The sequence below is a fragment of the Chroogloeocystis siderophila 5.2 s.c.1 genome (assembly GCF_001904655.1).
GTDB lineage: Bacteria > Cyanobacteriota > Cyanobacteriia > Cyanobacteriales > Chroococcidiopsidaceae > Chroogloeocystis > Chroogloeocystis siderophila.
In genome coordinates this window covers 33,732-55,563 of the sequence record NZ_MRCC01000017.1, presented here as the reverse complement: position 1 = coordinate 55,563, position 21,832 = coordinate 33,732, and the positions used below count along the sequence as shown (strand labels likewise).

At 43.7% G+C, this 21,832-nt stretch carries 16 protein-coding genes and 1 pseudogene; 8 read left to right on the top strand and 9 right to left on the bottom strand.

Annotation, left to right across the window (positions count from 1 at the left end; genetic code table 11):
* Positions 1-34: 34 nt before the first annotated feature.
* Together NIES1031_RS18660 and NIES1031_RS18655 are read left to right on the top strand one after the other, a co-directional pair.
* The gene (locus NIES1031_RS18660) at positions 35-1,261 is read left to right on the top strand and encodes a FecCD family ABC transporter permease (protein WP_330219972.1); all 1,227 of its coding nucleotides are present in this window, start codon (positions 35-37) and stop codon (positions 1,259-1,261) included.
* Positions 1,258-2,301 carry a FecCD family ABC transporter permease gene (locus NIES1031_RS18655; protein WP_073550988.1) on the top strand — a complete coding sequence of 348 codons (1,044 nt, stop codon included), beginning with the start codon at positions 1,258-1,260 and terminating at the stop codon, positions 2,299-2,301. Before NIES1031_RS18660 ends, NIES1031_RS18655 begins: the two co-directional genes overlap by 4 nt.
* Positions 2,302-2,306: 5 nt before the next feature.
* Here NIES1031_RS18655 and NIES1031_RS18650 read toward each other — a convergent pair whose 3' ends face one another.
* On the bottom strand, positions 2,307-2,603 hold the full coding sequence (locus NIES1031_RS18650; protein ID WP_073550987.1) for a hypothetical protein: 297 nt from the start codon (positions 2,601-2,603) through the stop codon (positions 2,307-2,309).
* A 261-nt stretch (positions 2,604-2,864) separates the two neighbouring features.
* Between NIES1031_RS18650 and ligA the strand changes: the two genes are divergently transcribed.
* Positions 2,865-4,904 (top strand): NAD-dependent DNA ligase LigA, encoded by a 2,040-nt coding sequence (ligA, locus tag NIES1031_RS18645; RefSeq protein ID WP_073550986.1) that lies wholly within the window; start codon positions 2,865-2,867, stop codon positions 4,902-4,904.
* A gap of 254 nt (positions 4,905-5,158) precedes the next feature.
* Here ligA and NIES1031_RS18640 read toward each other — a convergent pair.
* Positions 5,159-6,138: pseudogene (locus NIES1031_RS18640) on the bottom strand (IS5 family transposase).
* A gap of 57 nt (positions 6,139-6,195) precedes the next feature.
* On the opposite strand from NIES1031_RS18640, the gene NIES1031_RS18635 reads away from it, so the two are divergent.
* Together NIES1031_RS18635 and NIES1031_RS18630 are read left to right on the top strand one after the other, a co-directional pair.
* A complete protein-coding gene (locus tag NIES1031_RS18635) occupies positions 6,196-7,152 on the top strand; it encodes a glycosyltransferase family 9 protein (protein ID WP_236738904.1) in 957 nt (318 codons plus the stop codon).
* A 107-nt stretch (positions 7,153-7,259) separates the two neighbouring features.
* Entirely contained in the window at positions 7,260-7,973 is a 714-nt protein-coding gene (locus NIES1031_RS18630) for a glycosyltransferase family A protein (RefSeq protein ID WP_218596864.1), read from the top strand.
* Here the strand turns inward: NIES1031_RS18630 and NIES1031_RS18625 are convergent.
* The gene (locus NIES1031_RS18625) at positions 7,960-8,571 is read right to left on the bottom strand and encodes a nitroreductase family protein (RefSeq protein WP_178378184.1); all 612 of its coding nucleotides are present in this window, start codon (positions 8,569-8,571) and stop codon (positions 7,960-7,962) included. The genes NIES1031_RS18630 and NIES1031_RS18625 overlap by 14 nt on opposite strands.
* A gap of 271 nt (positions 8,572-8,842) precedes the next feature.
* Here NIES1031_RS18625 and NIES1031_RS18620 point away from each other — a divergent pair, with 271 nt between their 5' ends.
* Positions 8,843-10,321 carry a glycosyl hydrolase family 57 gene (locus NIES1031_RS18620; RefSeq protein ID WP_073550985.1) on the top strand — a complete coding sequence of 493 codons (1,479 nt, stop codon included), beginning with the start codon at positions 8,843-8,845 and terminating at the stop codon, positions 10,319-10,321.
* Positions 10,322-10,355: 34 nt separating this feature from the next.
* On the opposite strand, the gene NIES1031_RS18615 is transcribed toward NIES1031_RS18620, so the two are convergent.
* Entirely contained in the window at positions 10,356-11,669 is a 1,314-nt protein-coding gene (locus NIES1031_RS18615) for an APC family permease (RefSeq protein WP_073550984.1), read from the bottom strand.
* 39 nt (positions 11,670-11,708) lie between these two features.
* On the bottom strand, positions 11,709-12,881 hold the full coding sequence (locus NIES1031_RS18610) for a hypothetical protein (protein WP_269086028.1): 1,173 nt from the start codon (positions 12,879-12,881) through the stop codon (positions 11,709-11,711).
* Between the two features lie 374 nt (positions 12,882-13,255).
* Here NIES1031_RS18610 and NIES1031_RS18605 point away from each other — a divergent pair, with 374 nt between their 5' ends.
* Complete coding sequence (locus tag NIES1031_RS18605; protein WP_073550982.1) at positions 13,256-13,468, top strand: hypothetical protein; 213 nt, start codon at positions 13,256-13,258, stop codon at positions 13,466-13,468.
* An 81-nt stretch (positions 13,469-13,549) separates the two neighbouring features.
* On the opposite strand, the gene NIES1031_RS18600 is transcribed toward NIES1031_RS18605, so the two are convergent.
* Positions 13,550-14,764, bottom strand: a complete 1,215-nt coding sequence (locus tag NIES1031_RS18600) for a PQQ-dependent sugar dehydrogenase (RefSeq protein WP_073550981.1) — start codon at positions 14,762-14,764, stop codon at positions 13,550-13,552.
* 491 nt (positions 14,765-15,255) lie between these two features.
* Between NIES1031_RS18600 and NIES1031_RS18595 the strand changes: the two genes are divergently transcribed.
* Entirely contained in the window at positions 15,256-16,329 is a 1,074-nt protein-coding gene (locus NIES1031_RS18595) for an AI-2E family transporter (RefSeq protein ID WP_073550980.1), read from the top strand.
* A 71-nt stretch (positions 16,330-16,400) separates the two neighbouring features.
* On the opposite strand, the gene NIES1031_RS18590 is transcribed toward NIES1031_RS18595, so the two are convergent.
* The 3 genes from NIES1031_RS18590 to NIES1031_RS18580 form a co-directional block, all read right to left on the bottom strand.
* Positions 16,401-18,401 carry a di-heme oxidoredictase family protein gene (locus tag NIES1031_RS18590; protein WP_073550979.1) on the bottom strand — a complete coding sequence of 667 codons (2,001 nt, stop codon included), beginning with the start codon at positions 18,399-18,401 and terminating at the stop codon, positions 16,401-16,403.
* A 96-nt stretch (positions 18,402-18,497) separates the two neighbouring features.
* Positions 18,498-20,666, bottom strand: a complete 2,169-nt coding sequence (locus NIES1031_RS18585; protein WP_073550978.1) for an amylo-alpha-1,6-glucosidase — start codon at positions 20,664-20,666, stop codon at positions 18,498-18,500.
* Between the two features lie 145 nt (positions 20,667-20,811).
* Positions 20,812-21,768 (bottom strand): TIGR03885 family FMN-dependent LLM class oxidoreductase, encoded by a 957-nt coding sequence (locus NIES1031_RS18580; protein WP_073551035.1) that lies wholly within the window; start codon positions 21,766-21,768, stop codon positions 20,812-20,814.
* Between the last annotated feature and the right edge of the window lie 64 nt (positions 21,769-21,832).

The window sequence follows — 21,832 nt, the reverse complement described above, 5'->3', positions numbered from 1 at the left end:
TTCGGTTCTCCTTAACTTCTAGCACATGATGTTGATGAGAGCCTTTTTACTTTGTAAGAAAAGCGGCAAAGCGCGATCGCCCTCAACCACTGTTGAAGATTTTGCAGCGACAGTTTGGATAAAACCCACCAAATTATTGATAGAATTTGGCAATAAGTTGCGAGTAGTATTCGACGATGCCTACCCTAGTGGCTCACTGGTAAGGTGCGATTGCAATTACTTTGCAGCGATATTGCAGCAAAACGAAGGTATGACAGAAGTATCAAATTGGAAAAGCAGATCGCCCGTGCTAGGTTTAATTGCGAGCATCGGAGTATTAGTGATTTGCCTGTTTATCAGTATTGCTTTGGGCGCAGCAGACATTTCACTCAAAACAATTTATGAGGCGATCGCTGTTTTTGATGGTTCAACCGAACATTTGATTATTCGCACAGTGCGCATACCGCGATCGCTACTCGCAATTCTTGTTGGTGCGGCGACGGCGATTGCTGGAGCGATTATGCAAGGTATTAGCCACAATCCTTTGGCAGATCCCGAAATTTTGGGAATTAATGCGGGTGCAGCGATCGCCGTTGTGGTGGCGATCTTTATTTTTGGAACTTCTGAACCGAGTTTTTATGTGTGGTGTGCGTTTCTCGGCGCAGGTACGAGTGCGGTTAGTGTTTACCTTTTGGGTTCGCTGGGGCGTGGAGGACTTACGCCGCTGAATTTAACGATTGCTGGTGCAGCCATTGCCGCTTTACTTTCAGCGCTAACAACAGGCATTTTGATTATTAGCCAACGCACGCTTGATGAAATTCGGTTTTGGTTAGCAGGCTCGGTTGCTGGTCGCGATTATGCAATTATTGCGCAAGTGCTACCCTATATCGTCATAGGTCTGGTACTTGCTCTTGCCTTAGCAAGCCAAATCAATATTCTCAACCTGGGTGAAGATGTGGCGAAAGGTTTGGGTCAAAAAACGGCTTGGGTCAAAATCGCAGCGGCAGTAGCAGTATTGTTATTAGCAGGAAGTGCAGTTGCCGCCGCAGGACCGATTGGATTTGTTGGCTTAGTTGTCCCCCACATTGTGCGCTTACTCATTGGGGTAGATTATCGTTGGATTTTGCCGTATAGTGCGGTATTTGGTGCAATCCTCCTGCTTGCTTCGGATGTCGTTGCGCGACTCGTCATTCGACCCCAAGAATTGCCAGTAGGAATTGTGACAGCATTAGTAGGCGCGCCCTTCTTTGTTTATCTTGCTCGGATGAAAGTTAGTAAATGAAGCAAAATACACTACGGATTCGTTCGCGATCGCTACCGCTATCGCTACGCGTCAAGCAACGCGTTTTGACTGTATTGTTACTTTTGTTACTTGTGACGCTAATCGCAATGATTGCTAGCGTTGCGTACGGGGAATATCCGATCCCGCCCCTTGCAGTTATTCAAACTGTGTTAGGGCTAGAAGAAAACTCTGACTATACATTTGTCGTTAACACGCTGCGATTACCGCGGACTTTAGTTGCAAGTTTAGTAGGACTAGCCTTAGCAATTTCTGGTGCAATTATGCAAGGAATCACGCGTAACCCACTTGCCGATCCTGGGATCATTGGCGTTAATGCTGGCGCGAGTTTAGCGGCGGTGAGTTTGATTGTATTATTTCCTAGTGTTCCTGTGGGATTCTTGCCCATCTCTGCGTTTGGCGGTGCTTTGGCGGTTTCGTTGCTCATTTACTTTTTAGCATGGGAAGGAGGCAGTTCGCCGTTGCGGTTGATTTTAATCGGTGTCGGAATTGCGACGGTCATTGGTGCTTGCACAAGTGTAATTACGACTTTTGGTGAGATTAACAGCGTCAGTCAAGCTTTAGTGTGGTTAGCAGGAAGTGTTTACGGACGCAGTTGGGAGCAGGTTTTTGCTTTTTTACCCTGGCTTATTGTATTTTTGCCGCTTGCTTTAGTCAAGACTCGCCAACTCAACGCTTTAGCTTTAGGTGACGAAATTGCGACAGGATTAGGCTGTCACATTGAGTGGCAACGCGGCTGGTTGTTGCTGATTAGTACCGCACTCGCTGGATCTGCGGTGGCGACAGCAGGCGCGATTGGTTTTGTGGGTTTAATGGCTCCGCATATGGCACGTCAGTTAGTAGGTGCAACTCATGGTGGGCTACTTCCCGTTGCTGGCGTGATGGGGGCGATGCTTGTTGTTGTCGCAGATTTAATCGGACGTACGCTATTTGCCCCGATTGAAATTCCTTGTGGAATTGTCACTGCGGTTATTGGTGCGCCTTACTTTGTTTATTTATTGGTGCAGCAGCGTGGCAAGTAATCATACTATTTACTCTCTTTTGTGCACGGTTGCATTTGTTCAGCAGCGGGCACTGTAGTAAACGATACTGATTGCAACGGCTGTGCAGTTGATTGAGTGATAGAAGGTTGACTTGCAGAATTGATGAACGCGCGATCATGCGATAGCCAACGTAAACCGCCAAGTTTGTCGTAGTTAGATGCGATCGCTAAAAACGCACCACCCAAAATATAAATCGGCAACGGTAGCGAAAACTGCTTCATCCATTGAAAAAGCTCAGCGAGAGCAAATAAAAGTACAAAGCAAGCTAGCCAAACCTTCATGATTCACACCTGTCCATTTTTGCTATCTAGCAGGATACTTGATTTTTTGTTAAAAGGTGTGTGAGAAGTCGTAGAGCAATAATTATCAACAATTAGATGATACTGCGTATGAAAATATTGCTAGGAATTTCGCAGTGTAATTTTCATCATCTAATTATAGTAGTAGCTTGTAGTAGCTTGCGAAGAGGAAGGGCAATCAGATTCTCAAAACGTGGAAGCTAAACTAAAACTTGAGATTTCAATCGGTAAGGGAAAAGTTCTATGCAACCACCGGCATCAGAAATTAAACAACAACGCATTGTAGAACTACGGCAATTGCTACAAAAAGCAAGCTACGCCTACTACGTGTTAGACGATCCGATCATGGAGGATGCCGTTTATGACCAGCTTTACCGCGAATTACAACAGCTAGAATCTCAGTATCCGCAGTTCATTACACCGGATAGTCCAACACAGCGCGTCGGGGAAAAACCTGCGACTCAATTTTCCTCAGTACGCCATAATGTACCGCTCTATAGTCTAGAAAATGCGTTTAATATCGATGAATTGAAAGTTTGGCAAGAACGCTGGAAGCGTCACGCCCCTAAGGTAGAATCCGCAGAGTACGTGTGCGAACTGAAGATCGATGGTTCCGCTTTAGCTTTAACTTATGAAAATGGCATTCTTGTACGCGGGGCGACGCGCGGTGATGGAATTGTAGGAGAAGACATTACGCAAAACGTGCGGACAATTCGCGCGATTCCCTTACGGTTGAATTTAGAAAATCCCCCCAGCCGTGTGGAAGTACGCGGCGAGGCTTTTTTACCATTAGAGGTATTTCAACAAATTAATCAGGAACGGCGCGATGCAGGAGAACAGTTGTTTGCTAATCCGCGCAATGCAGCCGCCGGAACGTTACGCCAACTCGATTCGCGAATTGTGGCACAGCGACGACTTGATTTTTTTGCTTATACGTTACATATTCCAGGAATGGATGATGCAAGCATTGCGCGCACGCAATGGGAAGCCTTGGAATTATTGCAGAATATGGGGTTTCGCGTAAATCCTAATCGCGAACTGTGTCCTTCAATTCAGGAAGTTGCCGCTTATTACAAGTATTGGGATACAGAACGGTTGAATTTACCATACATGACTGATGGTGTCGTCGTCAAAATTAACTCGTTTGCGCTGCAAGAACAATTGGGCTTTACACAAAAATTTCCGCGTTGGGCAATCGCGCTTAAGTATCCAGCGGAAGAAGCCCCGACGCGCGTCGAAAATATTGCTGTTAATGTCGGGCGAACTGGTGCATTAACGCCACTTGCTGAAATGCGTCCTGTGGAATTAGCGGGAACGACTGTATCACGGGCGACGTTACATAATAGCGATCGCGTCGCGCAACTCGATATTCGCGTTGGCGATACCGTGATTGTGCGCAAGGCTGGTGAAATTATTCCTGAAGTGGTGCGCGTTTTAAAAGAACTACGTCCTGATAATACTGTACCTTTTCAGATGCCAACCTATTGTCCGGTATGCAGTCAACCTGTGATTCGCCCTGAAGGTGAAGCGGTCACGCGGTGCGTCAATGCTTCGTGTCCCGCAATTCTTAAAGGGGCGATTGAACACTGGGTCAGCCGCGATGCAATGGATATTAACGGTATGGGCGAAAAGCTGGTACAACAACTTGTACATCGCGCTCTTGTGCAGTCGGTTGCTGACTTGTACGATTTAACCGCTACGCAGTTACAGTCACTCGAACGCATGGGGAAAAAATCGGCGGAAAAATTAGTGGTTGCGATCGCGCACTCAAAATTGCAACCTTGGTCAAGGGTATTATACGGACTAGGTATTCGTCATGTGGGTAGTGTGAATGCGCAGACTTTAACGCAGCATTTTCCAACTGTAGAAAAGTTAGCTGCTGCAACTCCTGAAGATATCGCCGCAGTGTATGGTATTGGTGCTGAAATTGCGCAGTCGGTGCATCAGTGGTTCCGCATTCCGGCAAATCAAGTTTTAATCAAACGGTTGCAAACTGCTGGCTTACAATTAGCTCAAGAAATCACAACATCGGCTGTTGAGGCGAGTCTTCTTAGTGGTAAAACTTTTGTGATTACAGGGACATTGCCGACCTTAAAACGCGACGAGGCTAAAGCTTTAATTCAAAATGCAGGTGGTAAAGTGACAGAATCTGTGAGTAAAAAAACGGATTATGTTGTTGTTGGGGAAGCTGCTGGTTCTAAGTTGGAGAAGGCACAACAATTAGGGGTTACTTGTTTGTCTGAAGCGGAATTATTGGGGTTGCTAAAGGATGTAAATGGGTAGAAATTAAAAGAAATTTTATACATCAAAATTGTTTGTTAACAGTATTTTTTAACGAACCACAGAGACACGAAGGTCACAGAGGAAAGAGATGATCAGAGATCTTTATAAAGGGAACCTCGATAAATTAGTTTTTGGGCAGATGGGGATCTCAGATAAGACAACAGGCAATGAATTGACCAAGCAATTGTGAAGCAAACTGCAACATACAGCTCCAAGAGACGCAATGGAATCAATTTCACCGTGCATCGACTGCCCTAACAGACGCTCTGAGTCTGTAAAAACATATAACGCATGAAGTTGTAGGTCAAATTCTTCAACCCTAGAGATGCCTGAGCCCGTGCTAAACCAATAGAACGCACTAATTTACCTCCCATCTGCATCACCCAACTGCCAAAGACATGTTCCACTCTGGCACGAGTTTTGGATTTGTCTCGATTGGACTGTTTTTGCTCTTGGATCAGAGGGTGATTGCGATAGCCTCGCGGATGAATTTGACTCTCAAAGCCCATTAACTCCAGCACTGCCTCAGTTGCCTCACAACGATAGGCACTGTCTGCCTACAGGGTATCGGCTTCGTTGTCGTCGTCCCATAAGTTGCCCAACTCTTGAGAATCATGCACTGAGGCATCGGTAACGCTGTAACGACGAATCAAACCATACTCGACATCCACACCAATATGAGTTTTGTAACCAAAGTAGCTCTTGCCGCCTTTTTTCGTCCATCGGGCATCCCGGTCTTTTTGCGCTAATCGATGCGGTTTATCCTGCCATTCTTGCGGGGTCTGTGCGTGCTTCAATTGTTCATTTTCCTTGTCACTGTTGTGCTGCTTGGGTACTGGAATCAAAGTGGCATCGACTATCTGTCCGCCTTTGGCAGCATAGCCCTGCTCAATGAGATAACCATCAAACTGCTCAAATAGCAATTCAATCAACCCTTGTTGGCTCAATTGTTTGCGGAATAGCCAAACTGTGGTTGCATCAGGAACTTCATCCGCTAATCCAAAGCCCATAAATTGCATGAATGATAGACGGTCGCTACCAGTAATTTGAACATCACCACTGCGTCAATCGCTTTACGTCCGGCTTTACTCTTGCGGGGTTTATCATGGATTTGTTCTAATGTTGGGCAAAATGCTTCCCAAGGAACAATTTCATTGAGCCTAACCAGTAAGTCCCTTTTCTGATTCAATTTGTTTTGGTGTTCTTCCCAGTCCCCAAATCCGGGTTGGCTCATTGAACTTTACCCCTATTCGCTCTAATACCAGTTTGTCTCAACTCAAGACGCTTCTTCATGAATTTTTCGAGGTGCCCTGATATTGATGATGTCATCGTTTATGATTCTCCTTGGTTAAAAGCAACTGCACCTCGGAAAAATAGCGATCCAGAATATGCAATTATTAATTTATTGCGAGAACGTGATTTTGATGCAGCAGTAATCTTCACCGTTTACAGTCAAAATCCTTTACCAACGGCTTTTTTGTGCTACATGGCGGGTATTCCTTTGACGTTAGCGCATTGCCATGAAAATCCTTATCAACTTCTCACGCATTGGATTAAAGATCCCGAACCGGAACAATTTATCCGTCACGAAGTGCAACACCAACTCGATTTAGTTGCTAGCGTCGGGAGTACCATAGCCGATCAACGCTTGAAGTTATGTATACCAGACACAGCTAAACTCAGAATTCAATCATTACTCGCAGAAATAGGAATTCATCAACAGCCTTGGGTTGTCATTCACCCAGGCGCATCTGCGATTTCGCGTCGCTATCCTTCCGAAAGTTTTGCAATTGTCACGGAAAAATTAGTTCGAGACTACGATATTCAAGTGGTTTTCACTGGAACTGAATCTGAAATCGAACTTGTTGAATTCATTCGCGGAAAGATGCGATCGCATTCTTTCGTTAACCGTCTTAACTTAGGCGAACTTAGTGCTTTAATCGATGCAGCCCCTTTATTAATTTCTAACAACACCGCCCCTGTTCACATCGCCGCTGCAGTTGGTACGCCTGTTGTTGACATATACGCTTTAACTAATCCGCAACATACTCCTTGGCAAGTTCCTAATCGTGTTATCTTTCACGATGTTCCTTGTCGGATTTGTTATAAAAGCATTTGTCCCGAAGGACATCATCACTGTTTACGCTTAGTAAAACCCGAAACCGTGGTTAGTGCAGTCTTAGAACTACTATCTCCAGACACCTCAATGTCTGTATCCAATTACCAGTTACCTATTACCAGCCGTTAGGCTAACTAACTGATGATTGATATTCTAATTCCTACTTATAACCCCGTCCAACAGCTTTAGCTGTAACGCTAACAAGTCTTTGCGCGTAAACTTACCGCGATTTTCGCATAATTATTTCCGATCAAACTGAAGATCGAGATGCAATTCAAACTAAAGAAGTTCAAGCTGTAGTTCGAGTGCTTGAAAGTCACGGTCATCAAATCATTGTCTACAAAAATTTACCACGACGTGGTATCGCGCAACAACGTCAATTTCTTTTAGAGAAAGCAACTTCTCCCTATGTTCTTTATTTAGATGATGATGTTATTTGCGAGTCTTACGTCGTCCATAATTTATTAGTAGCGATCGCCGAAGAAAAATGCGGCTTTGTTGGTAATGCATTTATCGGGCTTAGCTTTCTTCACGATATTCGCTTGCACGAACAGCAGATTGAATTTTGGGATACTCCTGTAACACCAGAATTAGTAAAACCAAATACTCCTGCTTGGGAACGTTGGAAATTGCATAATGCGGCTAATCTATATCACATTCAACAACGTTACAACATTACGTGCGATCGCCTGCGCAAATATCGCGTTGCTTGGATTGCAGGGTGCGTTTTGTATGACAGATTAAAACTCCTCGATATCGGCGGTTTTCGTTTTTGGCAAGAATTACCAACACAAGCTTGTGGCGAAGATGTACTCGCACAACTACGAGTCATGGCTCGTTATGGTGGCTGTGGGGTATTACCTTCAGGCGTTTATCATCAAGAATTACCGACGACGATGCGCGATCGCAGTGTCGATGCACCGCAGATTTTACCGATTACGAACGGTTAACGAGTGGTGAAGGCTGGTTCCAACCACCAGAGAAAACAAAAGTTTCTAGCGGCTTACGAGTGCGTGGCGACATTTCTCGTTGCTGCAATTTATCTGACAAAGTTTGTGGATCTCCGAGATAACCTAATGCGATCGCGGCTACTGGTTCGTACCCTTCAGGAATACCGTAAATCTCCTTTGCTTTAGCAACGTCAAATCCTGCCATTTGGTGAATAAATAATCCTAATGCCGTCGCTTGGATAGCTAAGGTTGCAGCCGCTGCACCAACATCGTGAAAAGCATGGCGATTCTCGTTGCCATTGCGCTCGAAATGCAATTTTGCTACACTCAGCATTAATACTGGGGCATACTGTGCCCATTCTTGGTTTCCTTGTGCGAGAATACTCAGCAAGCGTTCAAATTCAACCTTGTTATCTGAAGTTGCAACAATAAAACTCCAGGGTTGCTCGTTAAAAGAAGATGCTGCCCAGCTTGCGGCTTCTAAAATACTGCGTAGCTTGTCGGGTTCAACTGTCTGCGTTGAAAATGCTAACGGACTCCAGCGCTGTCGCAGTAGATCGTCAATTGGGTATTGAGTCTTAGCTATTTTGTCGATCATCTAAAGTAAACTCATCAACTTTCGCTTTCTTTACAGGTTAGCTTGGTTGTGAAAATGTTCGCATCCGCCACGCAATGAACTTCCTACATGAAAAGAATTGCGAATAAATTCGCTACTAAATAATCCTGTTAATCCGCGTGAATGTACTTAGTAGGAGTAGCCCCGAAGAAAGTTGTAGGGCAATGGAATGATTTTAGTGTTGCTCAGAATATAAAACTTGCATTAATGAAGAAAAGTTAGTAGCTTAGTTGAACTTAGCGTTTCAGTCATTATGACTAGCACTCAATTGATTAACTTACCACAACTACCAGAAATTGTTGATGGATTACCAAATATTTCGGGATGGGAAACCGAAGTTGCATCGGTAGTACTCCATCAAGAACCGATTTTTTTACCCACGACGAACATCCGGTTAGAGGAAATTACTGCGGGTTTTGCGATCGCCCTTCATATGCACCAACCGATAATTCCTGCGGGTGTCAATAGTGCTTTGATGAGTAACCTGCAATATATGTTTGAATATCCTCACGAAGGCGATAATCATAATGCAGGTCCTTTTAGCTACTGCTATAGCCGTATGGCTGATTTTATCCCTGAGTTGGTCAGTCAAGGGTATAACCCGCGCGTGATGTTAGATTATTCTGGCAATTTGTTGTGGGGATTGCAACAAATGGGGCGCGGCGATATTTTGGAGAATCTCAAACGTATTACGTGCGATCGCACTTACCAACCGTATGTCGAATGGCTAGGAACGATGTGGAGTCATAGCGTTGTTCCTTCTACTCCGATTCCAGATATTAAATTACATATTCAAGCATGGCAACATCATTTTGCTGCCATTTTTGGTTGGGAAGCTTTAGCGCGGGTGAAAGGTTTTTCACCTCCTGAAATGCATTTGCCGAATCATCCTGATACGCTGTATCAATTTATCAAAGCTCTCCTTGAGTGTGGCTATCGTTGGTTAATTGTTCAAGAGCATACTGTAGAATCATTAACAGGAGAAGCACTGCAATTTCAACATCTTCCACATCGCTTGATTGCCCGTAATTCTGCGGGTGAAACTTTGAGTATTACAGCATTAATTAAAACTCAAGGTTCTGATACAAAGTTAGTCGGGCAAATGCAACCTTACTACGAAGCAAAAACATTATCTTGGCAAAAGCTTGGTAGTGTTTCTATTCCACCCTTAGTGACGCAAATCGCGGATGGTGAAAATGGTGGCGTGATGATGAATGAATTTCCCTCAGCATTTAAGAAAGTATGGTACGAGCAAGATCGTCGTGTTGTGGGATTAACAGGCACAGAATATTTAGAATTAATTCAAGCTGCTGGGTGTCGATTTGAAGATTATCCAATGTGTCAAGCCGCAGGTCAATATCAAATTTGGCAAAGAGTGCAAGATGACTTTACTCCTGATGCGATCGCTAATGCGATCACACAAATCAAGCAAGCTAACCCAAACTTTCATATTGATGGGGCTTCTTGGACAAACCACATCAGTTGGGTAGCAGGATATGAAAATGTTTTAAGCCCGATGAATCAATTGAGTGCTTTATTTCATGAAAAAGTCGATAGTGCGAATATCGATACAAAACAGTCAGAATACCGTCAAGCTTTGTTATACAATTTACTTCTACAAACAAGCTGTTTTCGCTACTGGGGACAAGGCGTTTGGACAGATTACGCACAAACAATTTTTGACCAGGGAACCGCAGCTATCAAAACTAACTTTGCCGTTGCTGATAGTTAGTTTTGAATTTAAAAGAATCTTAATAACTCGCTTTTCACCCCTGATTATCAGTGTAACTTAATACTAGCTTTCTAATTACAGTTTTCCAGATTAGCCCAGTAATAATTAAACTAACACCTACTAGCCAAATTTGCTGTTCTACCCAAAAAGCTAAGAATAAACAAGCTGCTAAACCAATCCAAGCAATCCACTTCGGATAAAGCCGATCTTCATCGGGAATTTGTAATGCTGATAAATCGGTAATCGCATAGTAGATTAAAACAGCAAACGCACTAAATGACCACGTTGTTCTGACATCACCAATCAAAACCAAACAAGCGATCGCGCTTCCCATAATCAGTACTGCAATGTAAGGCGTTGTGCGTGAGGAATTCATCCGCGCTACAAATTTAGGCATATCCCGACGCCGCCCCATAGCGAATAACACGCGCGATAAACCTAAAATTAAATTGAGTAATACACCTAATGTTGCTGTCACAGCACCAACAGCTAAAATTAAACCACTTCCAGGAATATTAAAGCTACGCGCTGCAATTTCTAAAGGTGCAACTTGTTCACTGGTGACTGTGCCTAAGGTTTGCGCGCCGACTGAACCAATCCCAACAACAACAACACCGATATAAAGCAACATTGTTGTGGTAAGAGTAATAATAATTGCTCTGGGAATCGTTTTGCATGGTTCTTTGACTTCTTCACCTAATGTGGCAATACGTCCGTATCCAGTGTAAGCAACAAACATCAAGGCAGTAGCTTGTAAAACTGAAGCAACTGGGTTAGTGGTATCTGCAACAAAAGGCGTAAAATTATTAAACTCAGTCGCAACTACTGTTGGCAAGCCAGCTACAATGAAGAAAAGCAGTGATAGCAGCGTGATTGACACAATAGTGATATTGATAACGTTCGAGCGCTTCACTCCATTCAAAACAATTAACGTCAACCCGACTACTGCGGCTAAAGCTGTAGGTACTAAGTAGGTGCGATCACTTATTCCCAAAACATTCAATAAGTAACCGGCAAAACCTAAAGCCGCCGTCGCTGCTGAAGCTGATTTCGCCACCAAAAACATCCACCCCGCAGTAAACCCTAGCCATGGGGTAAGGTATTTATAGCCATACTCATAAGCGCCACCACTGACAGGATGACTCGCAGCTAATTGGGCGCTATTTAAGCCATTACACACTGCTACACACGCCGCGATCGCTACCGAAATGATCGCACTAGGTCCTGCTATACCCGCAGCAATTCCTGTGCTAACGAAAACGCCAGTGCCCACAATTGAGCCTAAACCAAGCGCGATCGCCCCAACGACTCCCAGTTCTCGCTTGAGTACTTGTGATGATTGCGGCATGATTTATTTTTACTGAACTACTCGCGATCGCATAATAATTCATTCTGAGTTAGAACTTGTTTCATTTGTACTTGCATCAGGTTTTTGAGTTTGTGCATCGTCACTTGATGCTTGTTGTAAGTGTTCAACTTCGGGCAGTACCACAGGTTCGTAAAATTCGGCAACTTGCCAATCTTGTGTTAACCAAATTGCACCAAAAGGGAGAAGATAAAAAAGAGCAGCAATATAACCAATTACTGAAACTCGACCTGCCGTAACAAAATCTGCTGATTTTTCAGCTAGCCACACAGGTAGTCTGCGCGTGTATTTAATGGGGTAGACGAGTGCGATCGCATAGAGATCAAACACCATATGCACCCATGCTACTGTGAGCGATGCTACTCCCTCTGGATTGCCATCAGCAGCGAGTGACATTGCTGCGATTAAAGCTGTTGTCGAAGTTCCTATATTTGCGCCCAAGAAGTATGGCAAGCTTGTCATAGCAACTACTACACCCAGCGCAATGATTGGCACAATCACTGAAGTTGTAATACTTGAACTTTGGACAGCAACAGTAATAACTAGCTCAAACAGCATAGCTTGCCACCACGAGCCAAATAAGTACTTCTTCACTTTTTCTTCTAAATCATCGTTGAGGATCGCTCTCAGTGCTTTTACAAGTCCTCTAAGAGCAGTGTATAACAAGATAAAAGCAACAATTAAAACAATCCAACCTGTGTCTTGATTCACACCAACAATAAAATTGACAATTGGATCAACAATGAAGTCTAGAGGATCGAATAGTTCAATTACGCCTACACCGACCAAAGCATTCGTTAACCCTGTGGCTGACCAAGATAAAAGGCGTGTATATATCTCGATGATGATAAAGATGATTGCAGCAATAATGTTGAAGTAATCCAAGACCATTGCACCAGTAAATGCTCGCTTGAATTCGTCTTTATTGTTAAAGTGTCCTAGTGCAACGATGGAATTTGTTACGCTTGTACCAATATTTGCTCCTAGCATCACAGGAATAGCAGCGGCGACAGATAATTGCCCTGCTGCAACAAGTGCAACTGTCAAAGAAGTAGATATTGAAGAACTTTGAACGAGCGTAGTTGCTAAGATACCAGTAAAAAAGCCAGTAACCGGATTAGCAGCATCATCACCTAATAATTCAAAACCCTCACCTAAAAGATCGAGGGCAACAAAAAACCTAACAGTGCCAATATTAAACCAACAATATTCCAGATACCACCTGATGGAAAAGCTCGCGTCAGACGTTCCACAACCATAATCTTAAGGCGATCGTCAACAGCATCACCTCAAAACTACATATATTCACCTCATTCGTCGTTAAATTACAGTTAATAGCAGGTTAAAATAACTCAAATTATTGCTAATTTATAAAAAATACATTTTAATGAGCTATTTTTTGCTCCTCAAAGTTTATCTTGTATCTCTTTTTATTTGACTGCTTGGGCATCTAATTTTAGCAATTTTCACTAAAGTTCAACCTTTCAGAACTATTTCTACTTTTGGAGTGATGTTTTTGCATGACAACAAGTTAAAAAATTAGGAGCAAGTAACAAAGAAGAAAAATCATGAATTCAGAACAAAGCAACCCCAATATTCCAGCAGGCTACACCGCTGACAATACAACTGGCGTTACGCCTGATCTTGCTACTGATGAACTAGATCAAAACACTGTGAATCAGGAGCCACAAAATACTGATACACAGACTCCTGATGATATTGCACCCGCTCCAGGGGAAAATGTTGTCGATCGCCAAATAGATATTATTGCTCGGATGTAGAAAAGATAACGGTTTCAGTACTTCTCTCCGTCAGAGTTTTGAATTGCATAACTGGTAATTGTCGAAGGATATTGTTGTCAATTACCTAGTAACGCGCAAAATCTTATCCTGACCAGCGGGACAGTTACCTCTACCATCACAGTTACTTGTTGTGATGTAAAGTTCGCCATCAGAACCCATTACAGCGTCGCGTAACCTACCATACTCGCCTTGTAGATAAACTTCGTGCTGTTGAACTTGTTGAGAATTAGGCTCAAAGACGACGCGATGCAAATGTTCAGATCGCAGTGTTGCGATCATTAAACTACCTTGCCATTCAGGAATTGCATTTCCGGTGTAAACTGCCGCGCCTCCTGGGGGTACGGCTTGTCGCCAAACTAATGATGGCGTCACCAATCCTTCTTGAGTTTCACAACGGTAAATTGTAGGCCATCCTAAATTATCACCTGCGCTGGCAACGCTAACTTTATCATGACCGCTTCTACCGAGTTCGCCGCTCGGACCGTGATCTGTTACCCACAGCGTCGAATCATTCGCCCAGTCAAAGCCTTGGGTATTGCGAATTCCGCTAATGTATACGGGATTACCTGGAAATGGATTATCCGGTGGAACTTCACCATCGGGGGTCACGCGTAATATTTTACCTGCCAAGCTATCAACGTCTTGAGAAATATCCGGCTTACGCGCATCTCCAGTACCAATGTAGAGCATTCCGTCAGGCCCAAAGCGAATCCGTCCGCCATTGTGATACAGTGCAACCGGAATATCATCAATAATCATGCGATCTGCTGTGGCGCTAGTACCATCTTGTGATAATTGCCAACGCTCGACTCGATTGATTGGTGTTCCGTTGCGATCGGCGGTGTAGTATAGGTAAAATAGTCGGTTTTGTGCAAAGTTAGGATGGGCTGCAATACCTAATAATCCACCTTCACCGCTATCAGTTACATTGATTGTGGCAACAGGTGCAGGTTGTAATTGACCGTTGCGGACTAACCGCACTCGTCCTGGTCTTTCTGTCACCAACATATCATTGTTTGGTAAAAACGCAATTCCCCAAGGAACTTCTAAGCCTGTGGCGACTTCCTCGACGCGGACATCCACTTGTCCTTGCGGTCCTGCGCCTTGTGGTACTAAAGTACAAGCTTGTTGATTTGCAGTTGCTAGTTGCGATCGCGGTGATTGAGTAACGTTTTCACTACTAGAAACTTGTTCTGTGGATTGTACCCCACACGCAGCAACTCCTAATGTACTAATACCTGCTATCATGCTGGCAATGATTCTTGTCAGCTGCATTTTTATCCTCCAATTATGTTCATTCGTTCGGTTGAAGTGGGCAATTAGAAATCGCACCTACACAGACAAAACCCGCCTGCGCGGGTTTGATTTGGTTGATGTTAGACAAGATTTATAATTTTTAAGTAGCAATTTTGATTCAACCAAGTGTTTTTAAAGGCTTCATTTATTAGGTAATGAAATTGCTCACTCGTTCGATGGGTAAATCTGACTAATTTAATCAAAATATATATTTAACTATGACATTGTAACATTAGAAGTCAAACAGTGTGGTGATGTGTCTATTTTGTACAAAAGTCCTCCTATAGATAGAAGACACAGAATTAAGTAAAGCTGATTTATGTAATAAGATCAAAGCGCAAGTCACTTAAGAGGAGAGGAAAATAGTGCGATCGCACCAGCATTTTAATGACTCAACTCTTCAAAAATATTTAATTAGAGCTTGATATTTGATATGCTGCGAAAAACTTAACTGCAAGGAAGTCGGGCACGTGTCTCAGCAGAATATTTGGGAATATCTAAAACGCTTGCTCATCGCAGTCGGAATTATTGGGCTATTTGTCGTCTTGCTACTCTTTGCTTGGGCAATTATCGATGTTTTATTATTAATTTTTCTTGGATTGCTCCTCGCCGTAGTCCTGCGGACTCTAGCAAAACCAATAGCTCGTTACACGCCTTTAAGCACACAATGGTCATTAGTTATAGTTGTAGTGCTTATTGTTGCTGTCATTGGTATTGGTGGGTGGTTTTTTATTCCCGAAGTATTGAGTCAGGTTGAATTATTTGTCCAACAAATTCAGCTAGGAATCAATCAATTACAAACTTTTTTAGCTCAGTATAATTGGGGTCAACAATTACTTGAACAAGTCCCAGGTGGTGATGGCGGATTACCAATATCCAACTTATTTAATCAATTTGTTGATGCGTTTGCTCTCACTTTAGAAGGATTAGCAAATACGCTGTTTGTTATTTTTATTGGTATATTTCTCGCGGTTGAACCTAACCTCTATCGTAACGGATTAATAAATTTAGTGCCGTCAAGAGGACGCGATCGCGCGCAAGAAGTCATTGCTGGTGTCATCCAAATATTGCGTGGTTGGCTGTTAGGGCGAGTGATTTCTATGATTACAATTGGTATTGTTGTTGCTGTTGGATTAACAATACTTAATGTTCCACTCGCACTTATTCTGGGTATCATTACTGGATTACTTGAGTTCATTCCGGTTGTTGGACCAATTCTTTCTGCATTTCCGGCAATTATTATTGCTATCAGCCAAGGTTTCATGCAGGCTGTTTATGTTGCTATCTTTTATCTTGTCGTGCAACAACTAGAAGGTAATGTTCTGACACCAATTGTACAGGAAAAAACTGTTTCTTTACCACCAGCGGTCACACTGGTTGCGGTGTTAGCAATGGGTGGTTTGTTTGGTGTACTTGGTGCATTAGTTGCTACCCCGCTTGCTGCGGTAATTATGGTTTTAATCAGAATGCTTTACGTGCAGGATATCCTTGGTTCTCCTCGAAGAGCACCAGAGCAGAGGAGTAGAGGAGCAGGGGAGAATTGATAGCTACTAATATACCAAGTTGGTGCCATGCAGAACCCTTACTCCCACTGCTGTAAGTTTAATGACCAGAGTTAGTTATCAAGCAGCACTTCTGGGTCGTCATCGATTGAAAGTAGAAATTGAATCAAGTCAGTTTGGTCTTTTACAGAAAAACCAGCTTGTCTATCTACCCAATAATTGTGACCGCTACCATCGACATTGACTCGTTGCAAGTCAGAATTCGCTCGATTAGCAGCAACGACAGGTTTACGCAGATTGCGATCTACCAAGACTCGTAAACTTGCACTGGGATCAGGTTGAATTCCTTGTAGCAAGGTACCTGCCATTCCTAACTGATCGGGGTTTGCAACTTTAAAGCCTTTTTTATCAGGTTTGAGAGCTTCTGAACTCGCAGCAACACCGCCATCGTGTAAGTAGGGTGCGCTGAGATAAAGTCCAACTAAGTTAGGCACTTTGAATCCTCCCAAAGGATCGCTTTGCGCGTAAGCTAACTCAATATCTTCTTTAGGCGTGATATCCGTGGAAACTGGAATCACAGGAGGATCGGGCGGTAAGGGTACAGATACGTTAGGTGGATAAGTTTGGGGCAAAACAAATAGCTTTGCAAAACCTTTTGATGCTTGGGCGCGGGATGGTTGCGTACCAATTTCGCGTTGGGCGATCACATCGTGGTTTGTAAAATAGCGTCCGCTATGACAATCGACACAACCTGCTTGGTTAAATATCGCAGCACCATGTTTTAAAACTTCGATATCATTTGTGGATTGATACGGTGGTGGCGCTAGCGTATTTTGATACGCGGACATCGCGTTAATTTGTTCAGCCACTTTATATCCTGGAGAAGCTGCCATTAACCCGTTTTGCATAAATACGCTGCCTTTTGGGTATTCTGGCATTTTGATGACTTCGTTGAAGCCTGGTGCTCCTGGTGTCGGATCGATTTTCTCAAAAAATTCTGATGGTTTGACTTTATCGGGTAAGCGGAATTTGGGATTTGAGGCATTTTGCAGCATTGTTCCTAGATAAATTTCTTTATCTACTCCTAATAGTTCGCCCCCTGCATCCGCTGTTGTTGCCGGATCGGCATTGACACCAAATACAGCATTATTTAATGTTGTTAACCCATGGAACCAACCCACAGAAGCCACTCCACTCCAGCTATAAGGCCAAGAACCTTGGGTGTAAGATGAAGGAATTTGCGAAGGATTGTTTTTTAAGTCTCCATTTGAGGTAAAGTTACCAGGAGGCCATGATAATAAGTCGGTGTCAACCGCATCTTCCATTGCTTTGATATCAGGTAAGCGGGCTTCTTGTCCGTCTTTGTTGATGTAAATGCGATCGCCTAGTGGCATTTCTGTAGGATTCGCACTCGCCTGGCGAAACAAAGCTGCAGAGTTGCTGGCAAATGCAATGATTAAACCTGTGTCAACATCATTATTCGGCGCACCCTCTAAAACGCGCCCTGTTTCTGAACTGACCGCTGCATGACACAACGCACAAGTTACACCAACACGAACCTTACCCTGATCGAGAAACGAACGAATTCCCAATGGAAATAGCGAACCTTTCGGAACATCGATTCCTGTATTAAGTACCGTACCTGCTGTGAAGGTGCGATTACCTACTGTGACATCTTCATCTAAAGTGACTTGTAAATTTGTTGTCGGTTTTCCTCCTAATGCCAAAATTGCTTTACTCAAACTAGCAAGATTCAGTGGTCCATCTAGAATACCAATGACATCAGTAAACAAATATTCATTGCCAAACGTTTCTAAATAAAACGCTTTACGACCAAGATCGATAAGTTCTTCACTGACTTCCACCGCACCATTTTCTGGTGAAAGTTCTTGTTTTCCTGTCTCTGTTTGCAAAAGTTGGTCAGCTTCCGCTTTGCTTACCGTGTGACCCAACACATCATACGAACCAATCTCCTGTGATGTAGGCTTTGTAAATGGTGTATAGGTATTGTAAAGACTCGGTGGTGTTCCAGGAAGCGCGAGTTCAATGCGAAATGCAATAAACCCGACAAGAACAACTAAAGAAATCAAAATGATGATTGGACGTAATCGCATACGTACCTCATGTAAATTCGATGGATGCTTGGTGACTGAAGTCGCAGCTTAATCAACAATGTCCACCTGCGTGGACTGGCGCTAATGCATCCTTTGTTAACTTGCTTCAACTTTCCAAGGTTGCCAAGCCTGCTGTTTAACCTCAATTTCACCCTTTTGCAAAGTTGCATCCCAGCGCGTTACTTTGTCTTCCAGCCAGAAGCGTAACTGAATACAAGCGTCGCCAACTTCTAAACGGCTGAGGGTAATTTCTGGTATCCAATGCGGTAAACACGGATCGACATAAAGACACTTGTGCGGTGCATCCGCTTGCAAACCTAAAATTGCTTGCAACAGGTGAAATATTGAACCCGCTGCCCAAGCTTGTGGGACATTTGCTTCTATGTAAGGCACTGGAAAAGCACCAGGCGATCGCTCAACCCCAGAATAAAGTTCTGGTAAGCGGTAGCTAGCAAAATAGCTTGTTGCCTCGAAAAGGTCGCGTGCTAGCCGCGCGGTTTCTTCTGTGAAACCGTAGCGCTTGAACCCTAAGGCAATAATGCCATTGTCATGCGGCCAGATACTCCCCCGATGGTAAGAGAAAGGGTTAAATGCAGGATTATTCGCCGATAAAGTCCGAATACCCCAGCCACTATACATATCTGGTGCAAGTAATTTCTGCACAACCTGCGCCGCACGTTCGCGCGAAACAATTCCACTCCACAAGCAATGTCCTGGATTTGACGCAATTGTCCGCACGGGTTTTTTATCAGGATCGAGTGTAAACGCATAAAAACCAATGTCTTCGCACCAAAAAGTTGCTTCAAACTGGGCTCGGAGTTTTGCGGCTTTATTACGCAGACGATCGGCGCGATCGCCTTCATCTAAATAATTAAAAATTTCTGCCATGCGCATCCACGCATCAAAAACATAGCCTTGCAATTCACACAACGCTTTTGGCGCTTTTACTTGGCTACCATCAGGATAAACAATCGCATCTCCTGAATCTTTCCAACCTTGGTTTTCGATTCCACTAGGCGATCGCATTTGATACTCTTGAAATCCATCACCATCAAGATCGCCATAGCGATCAATCCACTCTAAGCATTGCAAGATCGTATCGCGATAGTCATGCAATAAGGAGTCGTCACCTGTCCATTTCCAAGCCTCGTGCAGCACAATTAGATACAAAGTTGTTGCATCTGCTGTACCGTAATAAGGTGTATGTGGAATCTTTTGAAAATGTGCGAGTTCTCCTTTGCGAATCTCGTGTAAGATTTTGCCTGGTTGAGCATCACGCCAATCGTCCATTTCCGTGGCTTGCAACTGCGCGAGTTTCTTTAAAGTTCCGCGCGCAAAACCAGGGTGAGTAATCATGTTTTGCAGCGTCGCAATTAAACTGTCGCGTCCAAATAGTGTCACAAACTTCGGAACCCCCGCCGCTGGTAGCCACTCATCAGGACCAAAGTCATAATCATACAATCGTAATGCTCCTGTATCGCTGACCGATTGCCGATATGCTCGATACACTTCTTCGTTAGAGACTGTCACTTCTGTAACAGTCTCTAACCAATGGCGATACAGGTGTTCTAACTCGGTGTTAACTTCCTCATCAACGGCTTTGTAGTAACAGATATGAATCGGTTCGCGCTTGCGGTCATTTTCAACCAAAATATAGTTTCCACAAGCGTGCCAGCTTTCACCTGGTTTTAGCGCGATTTCATAGTTAATCCGACCATTTGCATAGTGCGGTTGCGAGTCGTAGTTACGCGGTTGGTAGATTAAACTACGGAAAAAATCTTTATTTTTGTAACTTGTATGCAGTTCTTTTTTTTCGATATCCCAGTTTGTTTCTAAGCATCCCCGCCGCACATACTTTCCTGAAGAAACTTCAAAAATATCCGCAAAATCAGAGCGTAGCGCAATCTCTAATGTGAATTTTGCTGGTTTAAGTCCGTAATTGGTTAGATCTAAATCCTCATGAATTCCGTGTTCGACGGTACGGCTGATAATTAAAGATAGCGAGTTTTGCTGAATTGCCCCATCTTCAGTAAGAATTTCTGGATTCGTTAAATAAACTCGTGAGGCATAATATGTTGTTGTTGTTGAGCGCAGACGTACCCACGAACTACCATTAGCATAACAGGCGTAATAACTTAAAAAACGCGTATCTTCAGCGAAAATCCCTAAAAAACCATCTTGTTGAATTTGACCATCAAGGTCAGTAACCATAAATGTACCGCCATGATTAATCGTTAAAATAGGTGGACCGACGGTGATGCGCATATAACTCCTGATCATTAGATAATAAATAAATGTGAAGCTTGGTAATTGGTAACTGGTCATTGGTCATTAAATGGTGATTAGCTATTGGCTTTTATTTGACTACTAAATGCTGTGCCATTACCCTTTACCCATTACCTATTACCTACTAAAGTGCTGGTAAAACTTTTTCGCCAAAGACTTCAATAAATGCTTCTTGTTCACGGTTGACGTTGTGGAGTGTGAGGACTTCAAAGCCAAGTTCGATATCTTTTTGCAACCATTCGATGTGTTGTTGCAGATCGGGTGAAATGCGGACGTATTGATACATATCTTCTGGTTTAACAAAATCGGCGATCGCATCAAATTGCTGCGGACTGCGCAAATCGGCTAACACTGGGCTAGGAAAAATATTTGTCCGCCACTGGTCGTAAGCACCCTCTAGCGCGGTTGCTGCATCTGCTGCATAAGAAAGCTGTACTTTAAGATACATCGGTTTACCTTCACCGCCTCCGCGCCGAAATGCTTCGACGACTTCTTTTAACTTTTCATGGGGATGCGAGATTGTAATCATCCCGTCTGCCCATCCGGCTAACCACTCAGCGGTTTGGGGTGTAATGGCTGCCCCAATGATTTTGGGAGGAACTTGTGGACGAGTATAAAGTTTTGCTTCTTCTACGCGGACATGACCGTAATGCGTGACGGTTTTCCCTTGCCATAAAGCGCGCATAATCTCAGCACACTCTTGAAGACGGGCGTTGCGTTCGGCTTTTGCTGGCCAGCGATCGCCTGTAATTTTTTCGTTTAAAGCTTGACCGCTACCCAAAGCTACCCAAAAGCGTTCGGGAAACATTTCGGCTAAGGTGGCTGCGGCTTGGGCGATAATTGCTGGATGATACCGCTGTCCTGGCGCACAAACAACGCCAAAAGTCAAGGGAACAGCTTGCATGGCTGCGCCTAACCAAGACCAGGCGTAACCACTTTCCCCCTGGCGATCGCTCCAAGGGTAAAAATGATCCGAACACGATATTCGTTGAAATCCTGCATTGTAAGCAGCTTGAGCGTATTGCAGCAGGGTACTCGGTTTAAATTGTTCGTGCGAGCAATGGTAGCCAAACTTAGCCATAACAACTTTTTTAATACCTTTAAAAAACAATCATAATTTTCCCCTCTGCCTCCTCTGCTCACCC

What these genes read in the sequence shown, in the direction of transcription:
- NIES1031_RS18650 (WP_073550987.1), bottom strand. Translation starts at nt 2,603, where the DNA reads ATGAAGGTTTGGCTAGCTTGCTTTGTACTTTTATTTGCTCTCGCTGAG.
- NIES1031_RS18580 (WP_073551035.1), bottom strand. Translation starts at nt 21,768, where the DNA reads ATGGCTAAGTTTGGCTACCATTGCTCGCACGAACAATTTAAACCGAGT.
- NIES1031_RS18605 (WP_073550982.1), top strand. Translation starts at nt 13,256, where the DNA reads ATGAATTCAGAACAAAGCAACCCCAATATTCCAGCAGGCTACACCGCT.
- NIES1031_RS18600 (WP_073550981.1), bottom strand. Translation starts at nt 14,764, where the DNA reads ATGCAGCTGACAAGAATCATTGCCAGCATGATAGCAGGTATTAGTACA.
- NIES1031_RS18590 (WP_073550979.1), bottom strand. Translation starts at nt 18,401, where the DNA reads ATGCGATTACGTCCAATCATCATTTTGATTTCTTTAGTTGTTCTTGTC.
- NIES1031_RS18635 (WP_236738904.1), top strand. Translation starts at nt 6,196, where the DNA reads ATGAATTTTTCGAGGTGCCCTGATATTGATGATGTCATCGTTTATGAT.
- NIES1031_RS18655 (WP_073550988.1), top strand. Translation starts at nt 1,258, where the DNA reads ATGAAGCAAAATACACTACGGATTCGTTCGCGATCGCTACCGCTATCG.
- NIES1031_RS18660 (WP_330219972.1), top strand. Translation starts at nt 35, where the DNA reads ATGAGAGCCTTTTTACTTTGTAAGAAAAGCGGCAAAGCGCGATCGCCC.
- NIES1031_RS18625 (WP_178378184.1), bottom strand. Translation starts at nt 8,571, where the DNA reads ATGATCGACAAAATAGCTAAGACTCAATACCCAATTGACGATCTACTG.
- ligA (WP_073550986.1), top strand. Translation starts at nt 2,865, where the DNA reads ATGCAACCACCGGCATCAGAAATTAAACAACAACGCATTGTAGAACTA.
- NIES1031_RS18620 (WP_073550985.1), top strand. Translation starts at nt 8,843, where the DNA reads ATGACTAGCACTCAATTGATTAACTTACCACAACTACCAGAAATTGTT.
- NIES1031_RS18615 (WP_073550984.1), bottom strand. Translation starts at nt 11,669, where the DNA reads ATGCCGCAATCATCACAAGTACTCAAGCGAGAACTGGGAGTCGTTGGG.
- NIES1031_RS18585 (WP_073550978.1), bottom strand. Translation starts at nt 20,666, where the DNA reads ATGCGCATCACCGTCGGTCCACCTATTTTAACGATTAATCATGGCGGT.